The 20,603-nt window shown below is 60.1% G+C and carries 23 protein-coding genes and 1 pseudogene; 14 read left to right on the top strand and 10 right to left on the bottom strand.

Annotated features, from left to right (window positions below; all coding sequences use genetic code 11):
* Positions 1–9 precede the first annotated feature (9 nt).
* The gene (locus ASG35_RS29550) at positions 10–894 is read right to left on the bottom strand and encodes a LysR family transcriptional regulator (RefSeq protein ID WP_056366386.1); all 885 of its coding nucleotides are present in this window, start codon (positions 892–894) and stop codon (positions 10–12) included.
* Positions 895–993: 99 nt separating this feature from the next.
* Between ASG35_RS29550 and ASG35_RS29545 the strand changes: the two genes are divergently transcribed.
* Positions 994–2,295: an aspartate aminotransferase family protein gene (locus tag ASG35_RS29545; RefSeq protein WP_056366383.1), complete on the top strand. Its 1,302-nt coding sequence runs from the start codon at positions 994–996 to the stop codon at positions 2,293–2,295.
* On the opposite strand, the gene ASG35_RS29540 is transcribed toward ASG35_RS29545, so the two are convergent.
* The gene (locus tag ASG35_RS29540) at positions 2,296–3,240 is read right to left on the bottom strand and encodes a LysR family transcriptional regulator (protein WP_056366382.1); all 945 of its coding nucleotides are present in this window, start codon (positions 3,238–3,240) and stop codon (positions 2,296–2,298) included.
* Positions 3,241–3,386: 146 nt separating this feature from the next.
* Here ASG35_RS29540 and ASG35_RS29535 point away from each other — a divergent pair, with 146 nt between their 5' ends.
* On the top strand, positions 3,387–3,791 hold the full coding sequence (locus tag ASG35_RS29535; RefSeq protein ID WP_056366379.1) for a RidA family protein: 405 nt from the start codon (positions 3,387–3,389) through the stop codon (positions 3,789–3,791).
* Positions 3,792–3,795: 4 nt separating this feature from the next.
* Here ASG35_RS29535 and ASG35_RS29530 read toward each other — a convergent pair whose 3' ends face one another.
* Together ASG35_RS29530 and ASG35_RS29525 are read right to left on the bottom strand one after the other, a co-directional pair.
* Entirely contained in the window at positions 3,796–4,083 is a 288-nt protein-coding gene (locus ASG35_RS29530) for an ArsR/SmtB family transcription factor (RefSeq protein ID WP_056366376.1), read from the bottom strand.
* Positions 4,084–4,138: 55 nt separating this feature from the next.
* On the bottom strand, positions 4,139–4,888 hold the full coding sequence (locus tag ASG35_RS29525) for an SDR family NAD(P)-dependent oxidoreductase (protein ID WP_056366373.1): 750 nt from the start codon (positions 4,886–4,888) through the stop codon (positions 4,139–4,141).
* A gap of 261 nt (positions 4,889–5,149) precedes the next feature.
* Between ASG35_RS29525 and ASG35_RS29520 the strand changes: the two genes are divergently transcribed.
* Positions 5,150–5,833, top strand: a complete 684-nt coding sequence (locus ASG35_RS29520; protein ID WP_056366369.1) for a peroxiredoxin-like family protein — start codon at positions 5,150–5,152, stop codon at positions 5,831–5,833.
* Positions 5,834–5,886: 53 nt separating this feature from the next.
* On the opposite strand, the gene ASG35_RS29515 is transcribed toward ASG35_RS29520, so the two are convergent.
* From ASG35_RS29515 to lpxA, 3 genes are all read right to left on the bottom strand, one after another.
* Positions 5,887–6,789, bottom strand: coding sequence for a LysR family transcriptional regulator (locus tag ASG35_RS29515; RefSeq protein ID WP_056366366.1), 903 nt, complete (start codon positions 6,787–6,789; stop codon positions 5,887–5,889).
* Between the two features lie 103 nt (positions 6,790–6,892).
* Positions 6,893–7,366, bottom strand: a complete 474-nt coding sequence (locus ASG35_RS29510) for a VOC family protein (RefSeq protein ID WP_056366363.1) — start codon at positions 7,364–7,366, stop codon at positions 6,893–6,895.
* Positions 7,367–7,485: 119 nt separating this feature from the next.
* On the bottom strand, positions 7,486–8,274 hold the full coding sequence (lpxA, locus tag ASG35_RS29505; RefSeq protein ID WP_056366360.1) for an acyl-ACP--UDP-N-acetylglucosamine O-acyltransferase: 789 nt from the start codon (positions 8,272–8,274) through the stop codon (positions 7,486–7,488).
* Positions 8,275–8,458: 184 nt separating this feature from the next.
* Here lpxA and ASG35_RS29500 point away from each other — a divergent pair, with 184 nt between their 5' ends.
* The 3 genes from ASG35_RS29500 (at position 8,459) to ASG35_RS29490 (ending at position 10,562) form a co-directional block, all read left to right on the top strand.
* Positions 8,459–8,911 carry a MarR family winged helix-turn-helix transcriptional regulator gene (locus tag ASG35_RS29500; protein WP_056366358.1) on the top strand — a complete coding sequence of 151 codons (453 nt, stop codon included), beginning with the start codon at positions 8,459–8,461 and terminating at the stop codon, positions 8,909–8,911.
* A gap of 95 nt (positions 8,912–9,006) precedes the next feature.
* A complete protein-coding gene (locus tag ASG35_RS29495; protein ID WP_056366355.1) occupies positions 9,007–9,336 on the top strand; it encodes a hypothetical protein in 330 nt (109 codons plus the stop codon).
* Positions 9,333–10,562, top strand: coding sequence for an MFS transporter (locus ASG35_RS29490; RefSeq protein ID WP_056366349.1), 1,230 nt, complete (start codon positions 9,333–9,335; stop codon positions 10,560–10,562). Before ASG35_RS29495 ends, ASG35_RS29490 begins: the two co-directional genes overlap by 4 nt.
* Positions 10,563–10,611: 49 nt before the next feature.
* On the opposite strand, the gene ASG35_RS29485 is transcribed toward ASG35_RS29490, so the two are convergent.
* Entirely contained in the window at positions 10,612–11,157 is a 546-nt protein-coding gene (locus ASG35_RS29485; RefSeq protein WP_235527796.1) for a LysE family translocator, read from the bottom strand.
* On the opposite strand from ASG35_RS29485, the gene ASG35_RS32395 reads away from it, so the two are divergent.
* On the top strand, positions 11,063–11,257 hold the full coding sequence (locus ASG35_RS32395) for a hypothetical protein (RefSeq protein WP_235527802.1): 195 nt from the start codon (positions 11,063–11,065) through the stop codon (positions 11,255–11,257). The two genes, ASG35_RS29485 and ASG35_RS32395, sit on opposite strands and share 95 nt — an antisense overlap.
* Positions 11,258–11,599: 342 nt before the next feature.
* Here the strand turns inward: ASG35_RS32395 and alaE are convergent, their stop codons facing one another.
* On the bottom strand, positions 11,600–12,064 hold the full coding sequence (alaE, locus tag ASG35_RS29480; protein ID WP_056366347.1) for an L-alanine exporter AlaE: 465 nt from the start codon (positions 12,062–12,064) through the stop codon (positions 11,600–11,602).
* A gap of 145 nt (positions 12,065–12,209) precedes the next feature.
* On the opposite strand from alaE, the gene ASG35_RS29475 reads away from it, so the two are divergent.
* From ASG35_RS29475 to ASG35_RS29465, 3 genes are all read left to right on the top strand, one after another.
* Positions 12,210–13,271: a catalase family peroxidase gene (locus ASG35_RS29475; RefSeq protein WP_056366345.1), complete on the top strand. Its 1,062-nt coding sequence runs from the start codon at positions 12,210–12,212 to the stop codon at positions 13,269–13,271.
* Positions 13,268–13,831, top strand: a complete 564-nt coding sequence (locus ASG35_RS29470) for a cytochrome b (protein ID WP_056366342.1) — start codon at positions 13,268–13,270, stop codon at positions 13,829–13,831. The genes ASG35_RS29475 and ASG35_RS29470 overlap by 4 nt, the downstream gene beginning before the upstream one ends.
* Positions 13,832–14,115: 284 nt before the next feature.
* The gene (locus tag ASG35_RS29465; RefSeq protein ID WP_082508679.1) at positions 14,116–15,852 is read left to right on the top strand and encodes an NPCBM/NEW2 domain-containing protein; all 1,737 of its coding nucleotides are present in this window, start codon (positions 14,116–14,118) and stop codon (positions 15,850–15,852) included.
* Positions 15,853–16,300: 448 nt separating this feature from the next.
* On the opposite strand, the gene ASG35_RS29460 is transcribed toward ASG35_RS29465, so the two are convergent.
* Positions 16,301–17,008, bottom strand: a complete 708-nt coding sequence (locus ASG35_RS29460) for a GntR family transcriptional regulator (RefSeq protein WP_056366335.1) — start codon at positions 17,006–17,008, stop codon at positions 16,301–16,303.
* A gap of 226 nt (positions 17,009–17,234) precedes the next feature.
* On the opposite strand from ASG35_RS29460, the pseudogene ASG35_RS29455 reads away from it, so the two are divergent.
* The 4 genes and pseudogenes from ASG35_RS29455 (at position 17,235) to ASG35_RS29440 (ending at position 20,586) form a co-directional block, all read left to right on the top strand.
* Positions 17,235–18,702, top strand: a pseudogene (locus ASG35_RS29455) (MmgE/PrpD family protein).
* A gap of 178 nt (positions 18,703–18,880) precedes the next feature.
* Complete coding sequence (locus tag ASG35_RS31135; protein WP_082508678.1) at positions 18,881–19,213, top strand: ArsR/SmtB family transcription factor; 333 nt, start codon at positions 18,881–18,883, stop codon at positions 19,211–19,213.
* Positions 19,214–19,340: 127 nt separating this feature from the next.
* Positions 19,341–20,111: an arsenical resistance protein ArsH gene (arsH, locus tag ASG35_RS29445; protein WP_056366330.1), complete on the top strand. Its 771-nt coding sequence runs from the start codon at positions 19,341–19,343 to the stop codon at positions 20,109–20,111.
* A 73-nt stretch (positions 20,112–20,184) separates the two neighbouring features.
* Positions 20,185–20,586, top strand: coding sequence for a GFA family protein (locus ASG35_RS29440; RefSeq protein WP_056366328.1), 402 nt, complete (start codon positions 20,185–20,187; stop codon positions 20,584–20,586).
* Positions 20,587–20,603: the final 17 nt, after the last annotated feature.

Genomic DNA, 20,603 nt, shown 5'->3' with positions numbered 1-20,603 from the left:
CGCGTTGTTTCATAACAAGGGCAGCGTGATCCTGATGTGATCGGCGAAAACCTTGGTCAAGTGCGACGGGCGCGCGCGCTCGAACTTGAGCGTGATGCCGATGCCCGGCAATGCGGGCAGCGCAGGATCGCCATTGAGGATGCTTAGATCCGGCGCAACGGCGGTCTGCGTGATGACGGCCACGGCCTGTCCCGATCGGACCAGCGCCGTGAGGCCGGCAAGACTGCTGCTTGCATAAGCAATGCGATACGCCCTGCCCGCGCGTTGAAGCGCTTCGCAAGCCGCAACGTGATCGAGCGTGTCCGGGTCGGAAAGCGCCAGCGGCAGCGGGTCGAAGTGCGAGGCATCCAGCCCGGGATAACCGACCCAAACGAGCGGTTCACGTCGAATGATGCCGTCGTTCGCCACATTTTCCGGCAACGAGATCATCGCGAGGTCCAGCGCGTGCATCTCCAGTTGTTCGAGCAATCGCGGCGTGGGCGCGCACACGACCTCCACCAGTGCGTGCGGATGCTGGCTCGCAAACTGACGCAGCAACTGCGGCAGGAAAACGGCGGCGTAGTCGTCGGGGCAGCCAAAGCGGATCGTTCCGGACAACCCTTTGCCGGACAGATCGGCCATTGCCTCGTCGTGCAATCGCAGAATGCGCTGGGCGTGAATCAACAAGCGTTCGCCCGGATTGGTCAGCACCACGCCTCGGCCGGTGCGCTGGAACAGCGGTTGATCGACGATTTCTTCGAGGCGCTTCATCTGCTGGCTCAGCGCGGACTGGGTTCGGCCAATCCGGCTGGCCGCGCGGCTGAACGCCCGGACTTCGGCGATGACCGTAAAGGAGCGCAGCAGATCGATTTCGAGTGAAAGGCTCAAGGTATAAGGCTCACTTCTATCTTCCATTAGAACTATTCGATTCTATGAAACCAGAGAGCGAACTAGACTGCAAGCTATTCCCTCGCAGGTATTCCCTCGATTTGCCATCCGCCAAGGAGCAGCCCGGTGTCCCGAAACGACGATGCAACCTTCTGGCATAACGCCAGACATCACCTCATCCGCTACGGCGGCACCTTCGAGCCGATGATCATCGAGCGCGCCAAGGGGAGTTTTGTCTATGACGCCGACGGTCGCGCGATCCTCGATTTCACATCGGGGCAAATGAGCGCGGTGCTTGGGCATAGCCATCCGGAGATCGTGTCGGTCATCAGCGAATACGCCGGCAAGCTCGACCATCTCTTCAGCGGAATGCTCTCGCGGCCGGTAGTCGATCTCGCCAAGCGCCTCGCCGATATCACGCCGGACGGCCTCGACCGCGCGCTGTTGCTCAGCACCGGCGCGGAATCGAACGAGGCAGCCATTCGCATGGCGAAACTGGTCACGGGCAAATATGAAGTCGTGGGTTTTGCGCAATCCTGGCACGGCATGACGGGAAACGCGGCGTCCGCGACCTACAGCGCGGGCCGCAAAGGTGTCGGTCCGGCGGCGGTCGGCTCGTACGCAATTCCGGCGCCGTTTTTGTATCGGCCGCGTTTTGAGCGCAACGGCGAATACGACTATCTCGCCGAACTGGACTACGCGTTCGATCTCATCGATCGCCAGTCCAGCGGCAATCTCGCGGCGTTTATTGCAGAGCCTATTCTCAGTTCGGGCGGGATCATCGAACTGCCGCCGGGCTACATGGCCGCGCTGAAACGCAAATGCGAGGAGCGCGGCATGCTGCTGATCCTCGATGAAGCGCAAACCGGCGTTGGCCGGACGGGCACCATGTTCGCGTGCGAGCGCGATGGCATCACGCCCGACATCCTCACGTTATCGAAGACGCTCGGCGCGGGTCTGCCGCTCGCGGCCGTCGTGACGTCCGCCGCAATCGAGGAACGCGCGCACGAACTTGGCTACCTGTTCTATACCACGCACGTCTCCGATCCGCTGCCGGCCGCCATCGGCCTGCGCGTGCTGGACGTGGTCGAGCGCGAGGGACTGGTGGCACGCGCGAACGTGATGGGCGACCGGCTCAGGCGCGGGCTTTCCGGCTTGATGGATCGGTTTGATTGCATCGGCGATATTCGCGGGCGCGGGCTGCTTCTCGGCATGGAAATCGTCAAGGATCGACGCACGAAGGAACCGGCCGATGGGCTCGGCGCCAAGATCACGCGCGAGTGCATGAATCTGGGGCTCAGCATGAACATCGTGCAACTGCCTGGCATGGGCGGCGTGTTCAGGATCGCGCCGCCGCTGACTGTGAGCGACGATGAAATCGATCTCGGTCTCGATCTGCTCGGCCAAGCAATAGAACGATCGCTGTAATCACGCATCGCGCGGGCTGGCGAGAGGCGCATGGAGCGCCATCAGCCCGGCGACCCAATCGATGAAAACACGCAGCTTGGTGCTGACATGCCGGTTCGGCGGGAACGCGATGTATAGCGGCATGGGATCGAGGCGCCAGTCTTCGAACAGCGGTATCAGTTCGCCGCGCGCCACGTGTTCCTTCGACATGTATTCCGGTAGCCAAAGCACGCCCATGCCGGCAAGGCCCGCCGCGAGATAGGCGTTGCCGTCATCGACCGCGAGCACGTAGCGGCCTTGCACCTTGATGGTTTCGGTTTCGCTTGCGTCGTTCCCCATAAGACGCATGGCGTACGGAAACGCCTTGCCGGTCCGCGCCCAAAGAAATCCCACGATTCGGTGATGCGTATCCTCCAGTTCCCGCGGATGTGACGGCGTACCCGCGCGTTCCAGATAAGCCGGCGACGCAAAAACGCCGAGTTGCAGATCCCCTACGCGCCGCGCAATCAACGATTGATCCGTGATCTCGCCGCCGCGCACGACACAATCCACAGTCTCTCCGATCAGATCCACCGTGCGGTCGCTCACGCCCATGTCGAGCTGGATGTCGGGGTACTGCGCGTGGAATGCGGGCATGGCCGGCACCAGGATCATGCGTGCGAGCGGACTGGGCACGTCAACCCGCAACCGGCCTCGTGGAGATACCGACGCGCTCGACAGGCCCGTTTCGGCGTCGTCCATATCGGCGAGCAGACGCACCACGCGCTCGTAATAGACGGCGCCGTCCGCGGTCACATTGACCCGGCGCGTGGTGCGGTTGAGGAGGCGTACGCGCAACCGCGCTTCGAGTTGCTGCACGAGCTGCGTCACGCTGGTCTTGCTCATGTGCAGCGTTTCCGCTGCTTTCGTGAAGCTGCCCGATTCCACCACTCGGGCGAATGCCTGCATTGCATCGAAACGGTCCATCTATCCACGCTCCCGAATGTTCGGCGATTGTTTGCATTCTACAAACAGTGATGGCCAAACATCCCGGTTTATCTGAACGAGGCGATTCCCTAAAGTTCTTTCATTGTGATTACGGGTTAATTCCGACCCACTCATGGAGGTAACCGATGGCAACGCGTAACGTGGTTTTTCCTGCCGGACGTCGGGCGCTTTACGACCGCAATCGCTATTCGCCGGCGATCCGGTCCAATGGTTTTCTGTTCGTATCGGGGCAAGTCGGCAGCCGCGAGGACGGCTCGCCAGAACCCGAACTCACGTCGCAGGTCAGGCGCGCGTTCGGTACCCTGAACGCGATCCTCGCGGCAGCCGGCTGCACGTTCGACGACGTGGTCGACGTAACGGTTTTTATGGTCGATCCCGACTCGAACTTCGAGGCGATCTGGGAAGTCGTGCCCGAGTTTTGGGGCGACGCGCCGCACCCGACGCTGACCGCGGTCGGCGTGACCTGGCTGTACGGGTTTCAGTTCGAGATCAAGGTGATCGCGAAGCTGCCGGAGAGCGCCGAAAGCTGAACGGTCATGTCCCGGCGAGGCAATTTTCGCTGAGAAAACAGATGACCTCACGAATTGCATCGGAGTTCGCAGAGTAGTAGATGAACGTCCGCTCGCGGCGCGCGAATACGAGATTCGCGCGCGCCATGTCCTTTAGGTGAAAAGACAGGCTGGACGGAACAATGCCCAGCTTTTCAGAGATCTCGCCCGCAGACATCCCTTGCGGCCCCGCCGTCGAAAGTACTTTGAAAACAGCCATTCGCGACGTGTGCGCGATAGCGGCCAACGCGAGCATCCTGGCGTCTGCGTCCATGCTTATTGTTCGCCGTGTTGGCCGTGTTCGATTGGCCGCGTGGTCAGTGCGTTGCTCAAATCTGAGCCATGCCGCCGTCGACGGGAAGATCGATTCCCGCCACGAAGCTACTGTCGTCCGACGCGAGGAACAGCGCTGCGGCGGCAAGCTCCTCCGGGCGCCCCATGCGGCCAAGCGGAATGGCTTGCGCGAAGGTTTCGCGCAGCTTGTCCGACTCCTCCTTCGTCTCGAATTGCGAGTCGATGATCGGCGTATCCACCGGGCCCGGGCTCAACGTATTGACGCGAATTCCGCGGTCCTTGAGTTCGAGCGTCCAGGTCCGCGCAAATGAGCGGACCGCCGCTTTCGACGCACTGTACGCAGCATAAGACGCGATCGCCTTCACATTGGCGATTGACGAAGCGAGGATGATCGACCCGCCTCGGCCCATCAGCGGCAACGCTTTCTGTACCGTGAACAACAGACCTTTCGTGTTGATGCCGAAGGTTTTATCGAAATGTTCCGGGCTGATCTGATCGATGCTCTGAAGTTCGATAAACCCCGAGTTTGCGAACAGCACGTCGATCACGCCCTTGGTTTCCCTGACCTTCGCAATCAGCCGATCGAGATCGTCCTGATTGGTGACGTCGCCCTGAACCGCAACGACATTCCGGCCGATGGCTTCAACGGCTTTATCGAGTTCTGCCTGCCGCCGTCCCGTGATGAAAACGAATGCGCCTTCTTCGACAAACCGCTTCGCCGTCGCGAAACCGATACCGCTGCTGCCGCCGGTGATGACCGCAACCTTGCCTTCTAACCTGGACATGATGTTTCCCAATGAGAACGTTGTATGTGTGCCGGGCAGTCATGCCCGACCCCGCGACAAAGTTATCGGGTTCGTTTGGGAACGGCTACGCACGCTTTCGAATAACGTGAATTCCAGGCGAGAATAAATGACGCTCGATGAATCCCTATTCCGTTGCGGAATAAACCTTATGTGTTCGAGATCTCTTCCGGACCAGATGAGCACGGAAGATGATTTGATCCGTCGCAAGCAGATCGTCAACTCAACCAGTAAGGGGTATTCATGTCGCTTCAGGAAAAACTCGACGCTTTCAAGGCTGACTTCAAAGGCGGCAAAGCGCCGTACTTCGCGCCGCCGGAAATTCATCCGGTGATGGAACGGGCCACGGCCGAACTCGTTGCATCCGGCCAGGCACGCAATGCGTTGAAAGCCGGCTACATTGCGCCGGCTTTCACGCTCAATGATTCGGAGGGCGAACTGGTTTCATCGGCGGCATTGCTTGAGAAAGGGCCGCTGGTGGTGAGCTTTTATCGGGGAGCGTGGTGCCCTTATTGCAACCTCGAATTGCAGGCGCTGGAAGCATCGCTAGGCGCTTTCAAGGAGCACGGCGCCAGTCTGGTTGCCATTTCACCCCAGAACGCGGTCAATAGCCGCAAGTCCGTTCGAACCAATAATCTGAGCTTCCCGATCCTGACCGATACACATAACGACGTGGCCGCTGCCTTCGGCATCCGGTTCGAACTTCCCGGCTATCTGGTGGATCTCTACAAGGCGCTGAAGAACGATCTCCCCGCGTTCAATGGCGACGGCAGCTGGACCTTGCCGATGCCCGCACGTTACGTGATCGGACAAGACGGCACGATTCTTTATGCCGAGGTCAACCCGGACTATACGCATCGGCCTGAACCCGAGGACATGCTTCCGGTGCTCCGCCAGCAAACCGTCGCGGCGGCCAAGCTGGGCTAGAAAGGTTCCAAAATACAGTCGACAGAAACTGTGCGCGTTGGCCCGGCATCACATCAGGCCACGCGCGACTCCACGCCGGCCAGCGTTTCTTCTACGAAAGCAACGAACGCCCTTGCTTTGGCGCTTGCCATGCGCCCGGTAGGAAAGAGCGCCCACAAATCGACGCCGGGAAGGCTCCAGTCGTCGAGCACGGTAATCACCTCGCCACTTGCAAGCTCGGGCGCCAGCATCCACTCGGAGGTGACGGCGAGGCCCATGTCGGCAAGCACGGCCGCCCGCACGCCCTCCGCAGCCGTAACCCGTACGCGCCCGGAAACCACCACGGAAGTCTCCGCTGCGTCGCGAACGAACGACCAGGCCGACCCGCCGCCACCTTGCTCGTAAACAACGGCCTGATGAGAAGACAAGTCGGCCGGCGTCAGTGGTTTGCCCGCCTTGGCGAAGTACGCGGGCGTACCGAACACCCGGCGCGCGCTCGTGCCGATCTTGCGCGCGGTCATGGTCGAGTCGTCCAGCGCGCCCATTCTCAGGGCGACATCGACGCCGCGTTCAAGCAGGTCGACGTTTTCATCGTCGAGAATGATGTCGATGCAAAGTTCCGGATTGGCGTCGAGAAACATCGGCAGCCTGGGAACGATGTGAAGCCGGGCAAAAGTGACCGCCGCCGATACCCTCAGCCGGCCGGCCAGCCTGCTTGCCGCGCCCTTGGCGGCGAAGTCGGCTTCGTCGGCTTGTTCGATCGCGCGTCTCGCGTGCTCGTAATAAGCTTGACCGGCCTCGGTTGGCGTCAGGCCGCGCGTTGACCGGAGCAACAAACGCACGCCCAGGCGTTCTTCGAGTTGCGCTATAGCCTTCGATACCGCCGGTTGCCCGATGTCGAGCAGTCTCGCCGCCGCCGAAAACGATCCGGATTCGACCACGGACACGAACGTCTCCATTCCAGTCATTCGGTCCACCGCGCGCTCCTTTCTGTCATTTAACGCCCGCCCGAGGCAATCTGAAATTGCCATGCTATCAGGAGCGTTTCATCGAGGCCGCCGCGACGTTCGATCCTTCCGCTCAACCCGCCGTTCCCGCATATGCGGCTCGCAGCGCGGCGGCATCGAACTTGATCATTTTCATCATGGCTTCGGCAACACGCGTGGCTTTTACGTGATCGGTATCGGCCATCATGTCGATGAGATCGCCCGGAATGATTTGCCATGAAACGCCGAAGCGGTCCTTCAGCCAGCCGCACGCTTCGGGCGAGCCGCCGCCTTCGAGAAACGCGTTCCAGTAACGATCGATTTCATCCTGGCTGTCACAGTTGACCAGGAACGATACGGCGTGATTGAACGGGTCGCCTCCGCTCGAGCTCATGGCATAAAAGGGTTGCCCGAACAGGACGAACTCGATGAGCTTCGTGGATCCGGCGCTCGTCACCGCCGTTTTCCGGACGACGCGCGAGTCCGGAAAGATACTGGCGTAAAACGTGGCCGCCTCTTCAGCTTCGTTCGAGTACCACAAAAACGGCGTGATCTTTTGAATCGTCATTGCAATCTCCTGTCAGTGTCGGCGAATACGGCGTGGAGCCGCGTTCCGCCATAAAGACGACGAACGAAGACCATGGAAATCGACATGACGGATCGAAAACGCGAATTCCTGGTTCGAACTTATCGGATCAACCCACGAGTCGAGCGGACCAGAAAGTCGTAGAACGGCTGGACTTCAGCGTGGGCTTTTGCAATCTCGGCGATCTCCGGCTTCGCCTCCTCCAGCGTATTTCCACTTCTATAAAGCACCTTGTAAGCATTGCGGATCGCCTGGATTGCTTCCTTGCTGAAGCCGCGCCGCAGCAATCCCGTTGTGTTCACGCCATTCGGCGAAGCGTGATTGCCCTGCGCAATGACGAACGGCGGCACATCTTGCGCCACGCCTGAACAGCCGCCAACCATGACGTGTGCTCCGATCACACAGAACTGGTGAACCGCGCACATCCCGCCGATGATCACGTAATCGTCCAGGATCACATGACCGCCGAGCGTTGCATTGTTCGCCAGAATGCAATGATTGCCGACAACGCAATCGTGCGCGATATGCGCGTTGACCATCAGCAGGTTGTCGTTGCCGATCTTGGTGAGACCGCCGCCCTGAACCGTGCCTCGATGAATCGTGACGCTCTCGCGGATCTTGTTCCGGTCGCCTATTTCCACCAGCGTCGGTTCTCCGGCGTATTTCAGATCCTGGTTGTCTTCGCCGATGGTGGCGAAGGGGTAGATCGTATTGTCGCGGCCAATGCGCGTATGGCCACTCACAATGACGTGGGACTTGAGGATCGTGCCCTCGCCGATCTCTGCGTGTTCGCCGATGACGCAGTAAGGACCAATGCGAACGCCGGCGCCGATGACGGCCCCGTCTTCAATAACCGCGGTGGGATGGATGACAGCTGTTGCATCGATCATCGATATTGCCTCGTAAAAACGCCGCCTCAGTCTTCGTGGCACAAAGTCCATTGAGGGCGGCTGGATATGCGCGATTATATTGGGCCGCAGCAAGTGCGTGCCGATGACCTTTCGCCTCAGTGTTTCCAGAATATACATACAGCTAAACTGTACAGTTTTGCTGTATGTATGTTAGTCTCCGCCCATGGTCAAACAATCACCCGCTTCAGACACTCCCGAGCTGACGGCGCTTGCCGGCGAGTTGCGCATTTCCATCGGCAAATTGATTCGACGCTTGCGGGAACAGGCGCATCCAGGCGACTTCACGTCCGCCCAGAAGTCGGTTCTCCTGCGTCTCGATCGCGACGGGCCCGCAACCGTTTCCACGCTCGCCCGCGCGGAAAGCGTGCGGCCGCAATCCATGCGCGTCACGGTCGCCAGTCTCGAGACCATGGGCGCGGTCAGCGGCGAGCCGGATCCAGCCGATGGCCGGAAGACGCTCATCGCACTGACGCCCACGTTCCGGAAGACCGTCAAGGCGAGTCGCGCCGCCAAAGAGGACTGGCTGTTACGGGCCTTGCAGGCGCAGTTGTCGCCCGAGGAACAGAGCGAACTCGCGGCGGCTGTGAAACTGTTGCAACGGCTTGCCGACTTCTAGCCATTTCCAGACCCTTCAAAAATGGTGCTTGCCACGCCCGATCCGAACACCGCGCTCATCGTCGTCGATTTCCTCAACATAGGAAGCACCCGAAAATGAACTCCCTGCATCTCGTGCCGTATTTCTTCGGCGGCGTTTTTCTCACGAACGCCGTGCCGCATTTTGTCAGCGGCGTAAGGGGAGAACCGTTTCAAAGCCCGTTCGCCAAGCCGCGCGGGCAAGGCCTTTCGTCGTCGATGGTGAATGTGCTCTGGGGCTTTTTTAATCTCGTTGTGAGCTACATGCTGATCTTCCGCATCGGCGATTTCGAGTTGAAGATCACCGCCGATGCCGTTCCATTCGGGCTCGGCATCCTCGCCATGGGACTGCTGTGCGCGCGGCTGTTTGGACGCTTCCATGGCGGTGCCAAGCCAGAACGTTCATGAGCGCAGCGGCCACGGGCGTCTTCCGTTCGCTGAGGAGCTACAACTATCGGGTCTGGGCAGCCGGCGCGCTGGTGTCCAACATCGGAACCTGGATGCAGCGCACCGCGCAGGACTGGCTGGTGCTTACCCAGCTTACGCATCACAACGCATCGGCGGTGGGCGTGGTCATGTCGCTCCAGTTCGGCCCGCAATTCTTGCTGCTGCCCTGGACAGGCTTCGCGGCCGATCATTACAACCAGCGCAAGCTCCTGATCGCCACGCAGGCGGCAATGGGCGCGCTTGCGCTGGCGTTGGGCGTGCTTACGGTCACGGGCGCCGTCCATCTGTGGCACGTCTATGTGTTTGCGTTTCTGTCCGGCAGCGCCGCGGCATTCGATGCGCCCGTGCGCCAGACCTTCGTCGCGGAACTCGTCGGCGACGACGATCTGTCGAACGCGGTCGCGCTCAATTCGACCTCGTTCAACGCCGCGCGGATGATCGGACCGGCGGTCGCCGGCGTGGTCATCGCCTCGGTCGGAACCGGCTGGGCGTTCATGATCAACGGCGTCAGTTTTATCGCGGTCCTCGCCTCCTTGTCGTTGTTTCGCGTCTCCGAATTGCGCGCAAATGCGAGGGCACGCCGCACCAACGGCAGCTTCACTGAAGGATTCCGCTATGTATGGTCGCGGCCCGATCTGAAGGCGATCCTGGTCATGCTGTTTCTGATCGGCACGTTCGGACTGAACTTTCCGATATTCATATCGACCATGGCCGTGAAGGTCTTTCATACCGATGCCCGCGGTTACGGCCTGCTGTCGTCGATCATGGCCATCGGCACCATCTCTGGCGCCCTGCTCGCGGCAGGCCGTGGCAAACCGAGGTTCGTGTCGCTGCTGATCGGCGCACTGACCTTCGGGCTGGGCTGCACGCTGGCGGCCATCGCTCCGAACTACTGGTTGTTTGCAGGCGCGCTGGTTGTCATCGGCGTGGCGGCGCTGACGATTACCAATGCAACCAACACGCTGATGCAACTCTCGACCGAACCGGCCATGCGGGGACGCGTGATGGCGCTGCGTCTTGGCATCGCGCTCGGTGGCACGCCGATCGGCGCACCGATCGTAGGCTGGATCGCCGACCATCCCGGTCCGCGCTGGTCACTCGGCGTGGGCGCGGCATCGGGTTTTATCGCGGCTGCCGTGGCGGCTTATGCCATGACGCAGCGGGTGCATCGACCTCGTCGGGATTGAACGGATGCGTCCGGCCATCGAAGATGAAGGCGACACGCTTTTATATTTTTTACCTTAACGGCAGCATGATCACGCCCACGATGATCAGCACCGCTCCACCGCAACGCTTGATCAGAAGCATGCGGTCATGCGCGCAGATCTTCCGGTGGAGCAAATGCGTGGCGACCGCATACACCGACATGACCAGCACGACCACCGCCGCATCGATTGCGATAAGCGTGCCGAGTTGAGGGAGCAATGCGGAGCGTACATCGACGAGTCCGGGAATCACGGCGGCGAAAAACCCGAGCGTATTCGGATTCGCAGCCGATACCGCCGACGCTTCCAGGAACAACGCCGTACGCCGTTTGCGCGTGTTGCCCGCGGGTTGCGTCGACGTACTCGGTTTGCGCCTCACCACGCACGCCTTGATGCCGAGATAGATCAGATAGGCCGCGCCGGCAGCCCTGAGCACGATCAACAACAGCGGCGACGCGCTCAGCAACGCACTGAGTCCGAGCATGATGCTGGTCGCCATCGCAATGCGCGCGGCCAGGTTTCCAGACAGCGTGAATGCCGCCGATGACAAGCCGTATCGCGATGTGTTCCGAACCATCAGCAATGCGTTCGGGCCGGGCGAGCCGGTGGCTGCAAGCGTTGCGGTGGCGAAAGCGATCCACGCTCCGGCCGGCATGTCAGTAATCACGCGCGGTTGAAGGAACCAGAAACAGCCGGGCAAGGCGGACTGACAAGCGGATTGACATCGCAGCTCCTCGTGGATCAGTGCGGTGTGCGGATTCCACGCGTTGCATCGATGGAATTGCCTGACCGGGACTTCATTGTTCTTCAATGGCTCGGACGGTCACAGTCCCATTGCGCAGCCCCTCGATGGGAGGGACTCGGGACAAGGCCGAAGCGTCGCATTTAGATAGAACTGGCCGTACTCCGAATTTATTCCCGCTCGATTGCGGAAAGCGCGTACAGGGATGCTGGCAAGAGCAAACGCACAAGGCACGCAATTGTCTGGAGTGAAAAGCGAGGAAAACCCGATGGCGAAACTAGGTGTCGAGGCTCATTGGACGAGCGCCGCCGGGAGGCAGGCCGAACAGCTTTCTTACCGCGTTCAGAAAGGCGCCATAAGGACGTCCCAGGACGAGCATCATGACGGTCGCGCCCAGAATGCCGAACCACAAGCCGCGCCCCGAAGCACCGCTTATCGCGATGATCGCTGCATAGATCGGGACCTGGAAGCTGACGAGCGCAACGCCGTCCCACAGAACCTGGGATAGCCGGTTATCGGCTTGAGCGCGTTGCATCAGATAGTCGCGCCAGACGCCGTATGGTCGTCCTACGGGGACCATCAAGGCCGCGCCCAGGATGCGTGCATGGAGCACCTGATCCCAGCTCATCCCCGCGATAAACCGCTCGTTGATCAATCCCGTGGTCGTGAAAAACAGGATCAGCGCGGTGGTATCGGCAATAAAGGCGCGCCGGCGGTGAGAGTTATCGGTGAGATCGGGCATATTGGAATTTGACGGCGACGTTCGTCAAACGATACCAGCCCGGGCCCCAAGCGCGCGGCTACTTGGCACGCTCCGCTGTTCAATGGCACTATGTCGCCACCCTGCTTGATAACTGCCCAGCCGAATCATTGATCGGGAGAGATCGATGGCCGAGACACCGACTTCCAGTTCGTCCGCAGTTCGTTCGCTGGTCCTGATTGCAATCATCGTGGTCGCGCTGGTCGCGGCCTTCGCCTTCACGGCGGGCTGGCTCACGCCAGGACGACTGACACCATCGAAGATAGTCAATGCACTGGCGCCTCCGGGCGGACCCGTGCTCGGATTCCGCCGCAATCACGCCAAGGGCATCTGCTTTACCGGCAGCTTCGAATCGAATGGCGCGGCCGTGGCTTTATCGAAGGCGCCGATGTTCGCACCGGGCTCATATGCGGTTACCGGGCGATTCAACCTCGCCACGCCCGATCCCAAAGCGCAGGACCCGATGGTCCGGGTACGCGGCCTCAGCCTGCGCATCGTTGCGCCAGGCGGAAGCGAATGGCGCGCGGCGATGATCGACGCACCCTTCTTCCCGGTCGCCACGCCTCAGGCCTTCTATGGCCTGCTTCAGGCATCGGCCAAAACGAACGATCCAGACGCAATGAAGAATTTTGCGGCCGCTCACCCGGAGCTCGGCCATTTTGGCGCGTGGGCCGGCAGCGCACCGTGGACGGCTTCGTATGCGGAGGAGCAGTACAACAGCCTGAACAGTTTCGTCTTCACCAACGCCGCGGGTGAGGATCAGACCGTGCGCTGGTCCTTCGTGCCGGCCGCGAAGGCCGAAGCCGTGTCTCCCGATCAATTGAAGGCGCGCGGCGCCGACTTCCTCGAAACGGACATCACGCAGCGCGTGAAGAGCGGACCACAAAACTGGGCGCTCGTCGTCACCGTTGCCAATCCCGGTGACCCGACCGCCGACCCGAGCAAGGCCTGGCCGGACGACCGACGCAAAGTTGAAGCGGGCACGCTGGTGGTCAACGCCATCGAACCCGAAGCCGACGGGCCATGTCGCGATCTGAACTTCGACCCGACCGTACTCCCGAGCGGCATGCACGTTTCGGACGATCCGTTTCCCGCAGCGCGCTCGGCCGCGTATTCGGTTTCGTTCAACCGGCGCACCGCCGAGGACAAGGACTATCCGCGCCATCCGGCAGGAGGAGCCACGCCATGACCCCGAACAACGGTCGCTTCACCGCGTTGCAGCGCGCGCTTCACTGGCTCATGGCGATTTGCATTCTGGCGATGCTTTTCATCGGCGTCGGGATGGTGTCCACTGTCCGTCCTGATTATCTTTCGCTGGTGTCCATCCATAAGCCGTTGGGTATCGTGATCCTCGTGCTCGCGTTGATTCGCCTGGTGGTGAGATTGACGCGTGGTGCGCCGCCATTGCCGGCGTCCATGCCTGAACCGATGAAACTCGCCGCCCATCTCTCGCATCTCGCGTTCTACCTGCTGATGATCGGCCTTCCGCTGCTCGGCTGGGGCATGTTGTCGGCGGCTGACTATCCTGTAGTCGTGTTCGGCATGCATTTGCCGTCCATCCTGCCGCACAGCAATGGTTTGCACACGGTGCTGTGGAACCTGCACCGTGCGCTCGCGCTGTGCTTTTTCGCGCTGATCGTGGTTCATCTGGCCGCCGCGCTTTTGCATGCATTGGTAAGACGCGACGGCGTTTTCGAAGCAATGGCGCCGTGGCGTTCAGGCCGCGAGAGACGCGCTTCCGGCGACTGAACAACACGCTGTCTTCGAAGAACGCAAGCCCGTCGTTCGCAAACGCGTTCGAGCCGGGTAAACCAAGGCTATGCGTCACACACTAAATGAAAGCATCGACGTAAGCGTTCGTTAATCTCGGTCATATCGCGCCCCGACGAAAGCGAATCCTAGTATGTGGATTCGCTGCGCCGCGTCTTGCATGTGTTTATCTAAACGTCCTAATCTTGTTCCACAACATAGGAACACGATAAGCTACGTACCGGTTTCTACTAGTTAGGAACCCAAAGTAGCAGGAGACGAACATGACGATGCGTGCGGTTGGCCTGGTACACGTTTTACTAGCTCTTATCTTGCTCGCGAGTTGCGGCGGGAACAGTTCCGATGGCGGCGCGGTTTCTTCCGGCAGCCCCGACGCCGGGATCGCAAAAGCGACCGTACGTTATGCGTTGCCGCCCATGGGATGGAACTCATGGAACACGTTCGCCTGCAAGGTCAACGAGAACGTCATCAAGTCGGTAGCAGACACCATTGCCGCGAGCGGCATGGCCGCGGCAGGGTATCAATACGTGACGCAAGACGATTGTTGGGTCGGCGGACGCGATCCCGCCACCGGCCAGCTTTTCGCAAATCCGGCCACGTTTCCAGGCGGCATCAAGGCGCTTGCGGACTATGTCCATAGCAAGGGATTGAAGTTCGGGCTATACACGTCCGGCGGCGCCAACACCTGCGCCGCGCTTGCGCATGGCACGCGACCGCCGACCTATCCGCAAGGCGTCGGCGCGGGCAGCCTGGGCCATGAAAGTGTGGATGCCGCGACCTTCGCAAGCTGGGGTGTTGACTACATTAAGCTCGACTATTGCGGCGGCAATCTCAGCGCCTTCCCGGCCATGCGCGCAGGCATCGCCGCGACCGGCCGGCCGATGTACCTCAGCATCAACCCGTACAGCGCGAACCAGACCTTGCCGACCAACTTTGCATCGGACGGCACCTTGTACGTGCCCGCATATGCCGATACCTCCCGCATCTCGCAGGACATCACGAATACGTTTGCTTCGGTGACATCGATTATCGATATCAGCGCGAAAGACGCGTCGTGGACAATTCCTGGTTATTTCAACGACATGGACATGCTGGAAGTCGGCCGCGGCATGACGCCGGATCAGGACACTGCGCACTTTGCGATGTGGGCAATGATGTTGAGTCCGCTGAACGCAGGTAACGATGTCCGCAGCCAGAGCGCCAGCACGCTTGCGTTGCTGACCAATGCCGGGGCGATCTCGGTGAGTCAGGACGCGCTGGCCTTGCAGGCGGTGCCCGATTCCGCCGATAGTTCCGCCACGCTTCAGGTCTGGACCAAGCCGCTGCAAGCAAGCGGCACGCGCGCTGTCGCCATGCTCAATCGTGGATCGGCGGCTGCCACCGCCACGGTCAACTTTGCCAACCTCGCGTTGAGCGGACCCGTGCAAGTCACGAATTTGCTGACTGGCGCGGTGCTGTCGCCGGGTGGATCGTCTGGAAGTTTCAGCGCCAGCGTGCCGGCAACCGGCGTGGTTCTGCTCAAGCTGACGGGCACCGATCCCCTTGCGCTCAACGCGCCGCTCGCACTTCAGAACTGGATCTATGCGAGCACGCAATCGGGTCAGGTCGCGGCCAAGGTGTGGCCGAGCACCGATGCCTTGCCGGTCGGCGCGATCGCGGCGGCCTCTGTTATCGTCAATGGAACGTCGTATCGCGATGGTTTGACGGTGAGCGCGCCGGCGCAGATGGTTTATCGTCTCGGCGGCCACTGCAGTTCGTTCCAGAGCGATATCGGCCTGGACGCTGCAGCGAAAGGCGCGGGGACCGTGGACTTCCAGGTCTGGGCCGACAACACCATGCTCTATGACAGCGGCGTCATCAACGGATCGTCTCCGACAAAAACCGTGCGTGTGAGCCTGAGCGGTTATCAGACTCTTCGGCTGGTCGTGACCGATGCACAAGACGGTGTCGCCAACGACGTGGCCGATTGGGCAGACCCTACACTCGTTTGCGGATCATGAGAGGAAAGGCCGGCAAGCACTTGGCGTACATATTTGCTGGCATGCGATTTTGATTCAACGATGGATCAAAGAGGAAGCATCGATTATTGAAGTGCAGATAACAGATCGAACGTGATCGATGCTGTCGTTCCCATATGTGCCGCAGCGAACAGAACTGTGAGGAGGAGTGAAGCATTAAGGAGTGGAGAACATTTTCTCGGACAGCTGCGATGGACGAGAACCCTTGGAAGGCAGGATTTAAAGCGGGCCGTCTTGGACACTCCCTGGACGCTTGCCCGGACTATGCGGACGCTGAATTCTGGAACTGGTATTGCGGGTTCATCAGCGGCCGGTCGAAGCCTTTGCGCCTTGTGGTCGAGAATACAGATTCGTTGAATGGAGCGCGTGTTTCACTTCGAGATATTCCAGTGCCCTGACTTTTACATCGAGGGCGCGTGGTGCATTCTAGTCACCGCATGACACCGCTGCTACCTACAGGCACGTGATCCCACGCCAGTTCGATCGCCTGAAGTGCGCTCATCACGATCGACCGGTTCAGCGCTGCAGCAAGCACGCCATCGCGTTCCGCATACGCTTCGCAAAGCCGCTGATGGTCGGCGCAAGAACGCTGCAGACGTCCTGGAAGCGACGTACTTAGCCGCCGCAACCGGTTTGTGCGCATACGCAGGGAATCCAGCACTTCCTTGAAAATGCCGTTGCCGCACACTCGAAGTTCCTCATCGCGAAACGCCACGTTCGCCCAGAAATAACCGTCCACATCGCCCTGCTCCGCAACCTCTGCGAGACGGCCATGCGCTGTCCAAAGCGATTCGATATCAGCTTGCGTCGCGTTCTCGACTATCGCAGCCGCTACTTGTGCGTAGAGAATTCCGCGCAACTGATAGATCTCGCGCACGTCCTTCAGCTTGACCGCCGACACCCGCGGCCGATGGCGCGGCGGCCAGTCGACGAGTCCCTCGCGGCTCAAGACGAACAGCGCTTCGCGCACCGGCGTGCGGCTCACGTTGAAGCGCTTCGATAGATCCACGGAGTTCAAGTCGTCGCCCGGCAGCAGCCGGCCCTCGATAATGCCGCGCGCCACCCAGTCGACGATCTCCGCAACAGGCGTCGATTCGCCGTCCGCTTCGGTCATGCTGCTGTCGATATCGTGGTTCATCGCGTTCCTTTTCGAGTGCTGTATTGCGAGAATCAGGCCGCGCTGGATTCTAGCAAGCGGCGGTTGCGATGCTTATGCCGCAGGCCCAACGATCCCTTTCGCGTTGCCCAAAGTGTGTACACCTCCTCCCGAAATCTTGCCATCCAGCAATCATCTTCGATAAACTGGTAAAAATGTGTCGACACTTTGGTCGATACGATGCCACAAAAATTGAGGAGACAGGCTTATGTCCATGATCGACCGGCGTCATTTTCTGAAGACCAGTGCGGTGGGTGCGCTGGCATCGGCGACCGCCAGCACAACTGTCTTCGCGCAATCGCCGGACGCAAGCAGCGCGGCTTCGGCAGCCGCGGCCGCCGAAGGTCACGCGCATCCTCGCGGAATTTATCGTTAAAACCGGTTATCAGGATTTGCCCTCGGCAGCTCGCAAGGAAGGCGTGCGGACGTTGATGAACTGGGTCGGCGTCGCGGTCGGCGGCTCGCATGACGAAACGGTGAACCGGGCGGTCGCGGCGCTCACCCCGTTTTCCGGACCACCGCAAGCGAATCTGCTCGGCCGCACGGAGCGCTTCGACATCATGAATGCGGCGTTCATCAACGGTGTCAGCAGTCATATCTTCGATTACGACGATACCCATCTGAAGACCATCATCCATCCAGCCGGCCCGGTTGTGTCCGCAATCCTGGCGTATTCGCAATATCGGCCGGTGTCGGGCAAGGACTTTCTGAACGCGCTGGTACTCGGCGTGGAAACGGAATTGCGCATAGGCAATGCCGTATACCCGAATCACTACGATGTCGGCTGGCATATCACCGGCACATGCGGCGTGTTCGGTGCGGCTGCGGCAACCGGCAAGCTGATGGGTTTGAGCGTTCAGCAAATGGTGTGGGCGCTGGGACTGGCGGCATCGCAGCCGGTCGGGTTGCGGGAATCGTTCGGCTCGATGAACAAGAGCTTCAACCCGGGACGCGCCGCCGCGAACGGAATTTTCGCCGCGCTGTTGGCAGAGAAAAACTACACCAGTTCCGATGGCATGATCGAAGCGAAACGGGGTTGGGCGAACACCATCAGCACCAAACAGGATTACCGCGAAATCACCGAAGGGCTGGGTTCACATTACGAGTCGACGTTGAACACGTACAAGCCCTTTGCGTGCGGCATCGTGATTCATCCGGCCATCGACGCCGCAATCCAGCTTCGCAATCAAAACCATCTGACGGCTGACCAGATCGACCATATCGACCTTCGTGTGCATCCGCTCGTTATAGAACTGACTGGCAAGAAGACGCCGCAGATTGGACTGGAGGGCAAGTTCAGCATCTATCACGCGGTGGCGATCGCCATTATCGATGGCGCTGCCGGCGAGAAGCAGTTCAGCGACGCCAAGGTGCGCGACCCGGTAACGATCGCGCTGCGTGACAAGGTGAACGCGATCATTGACCCGTCGATCAAACCCGAACAGGTCGACATGACGATCACGCTGAAGGATGGCCGGAAGCTGCATAAGTTTATCCAGCATGCAATTGGCAGCACCGAAGTGCCTATGACAGATCAACAGCTCGAGAAAAAATTCTCGGATCTGGCCGAAGGCATTCTTTCGCCTGATCGAACGCGCAATTTGATGGATACGTGCTGGCATGTGGAGCAGCTCGATGACGCCGGGAAGATTGCGATGGCGGCGTTGCCGCAGTAGTGGTTCGTTTGTGTTTGCCGGGGAGCGATTGTCGATACGAACGCTCCGTGGCGCAAATTGTTCGCCTTGTGCCTACGAAGCTTCTCTTCTCGCGCGAGCGAATCAATCGAACCGCCAGACCGAGCCATCATTTCAACAATACTTGAAATATCGAATCGAATGCTTTATCGTTCGATGCATGAACGCTGATCTCGTTGTACGCGCCCTTGGCGCGCTTGCCCATGAATCGCGCCTCGCGATTTTTCGCTTGCTGGTCGTCGCCGGATCCGACGGCATGGCCGCCGGTGAAATAGCGAAGCAACTCGGGCTTTCCCCTTCAAGCCTGTCGTTTCATCTCAAGGATTTGTCGCATGCGGAGTTGGTGAAACCTCGGCAAGAAAGCCGCTTTATCATCTACACCGCGAATTTCGATGCCATGACGGGCCTGATCGGATTCCTGACCGAGAATTGCTGCGCCGGCGCGCCATGTGCAGCAAGTGAGCTTCCGGGCTGCTGCGACGATGCAGCTTGAGGCGCGTGCACATGGTTTGGATTTATCGCGTCATATCTGGCCAAATACGCACGATGCGCAAAGGCGATGGCGTCGTCAATCGGTCGCAGCATGGGTACGAAGCAAAACAAAACATCAGGATTCCCGAATGATACAGAATCAGCTTCTTCCGAACGTCAGCACGCCGCATCTCGACACGCCGGATCTCCGCAAACTCGAACCGCGCGCGGTTTCGCAACATGCACCACGAATTTTGCTGCTTTATGGCTCCTTGCGCCCCACGTCGTACAGCCGCTTCCTGACGCTCGAAGCCGAACGCATCCTGCGCCATTTCGGCGCCGAAACGCGGGTCTTCGATCCTCACGGCTTGCCGATAACCGACAGCGTCACGGCCGATCATCCGAAAGTGGCCGAACTGCGGGCGCTTTCGGAGTGGTCGGAAGGACAAGTGTGGTGCAGCCCTGAGCGCCATGGCACGCTGACCGCCGTCTTCAAGAATCAGATCGACTGGCTGCCGCTCGAAAGCGGCGGCGTTCGTCCCACACAAGGCCGAACGCTCGCCGTGATGCAGGTATGCGGCGGATCGCAGTCGTTCAACGCGGTCAATGCGTTACGCCTGCTCGGCCGCTGGATGCGCATGGTGACCATTCCGAACCAGTCGTCGGTGGCGAAGGCATGGCAGGAATTCGACGCGGACGGGCGGATGAAACCATCGGCTTATTACGATCGCGTTATCGATGTAATGGAAGAGCTGTACAAGTTCACGCTGCTCGTGCGCGATCGCTCGGATTACCTGACCGACCGCTACAGCGAGCGCAGGCAAGCGCATCCCGAGTTTGCGACCACGCTGGCGAGCGCCGCGATGGATCATGAAGCGGCCGGCGCCAACGCCGATACCGACGACAACGAAACCGAGTGAAAGCGCAATTCGCAACGCACACTTAAAAAGCCGATCAGGTGTAATGGAACCTTTGAAATCGAGGAGACAAAAAATGAAAGTAGAAGGCCGTTGCCATTGCGGCGCCATTGCTTATGAAGCCATTGTCGATCCCCAAAAGGCGGGGATATGCCATTGCACCGATTGCCAGACGCTTTCCGGCGCGCCCTTTCGCGCGAGCGTTCCCGCAATGGCCGGCGACTTCAGGATCTTGCGCGGCCAGCCGAAGATCTACATCAAGACTGCCGATTCCGGTACGCGACGCGCCCAGGCTTTTTGCGCCGATTGCGGCACGCCCATCTACGCGTCGGCCGCCGATAATCCCACCCAGTTCAACCTCCGCCTGGGCGCGATTGCACAACGCGCGCAGATTCCCGCGCTCAAGCAAGGCTGGTGCAGCTCGGCGCTTGCGTGGGCCAAAGACATCGAAGATTTGCCGGAGTCATCGCAACGTTGAAATCACGTAATGGCGGG

Origin of the sequence: Burkholderia sp. Leaf177, assembly GCF_001424345.1 — a bacterium.
GTDB lineage: Bacteria > Pseudomonadota > Gammaproteobacteria > Burkholderiales > Burkholderiaceae > Caballeronia.
This window is presented reverse-complemented; position numbering and strand designations above follow the sequence as displayed.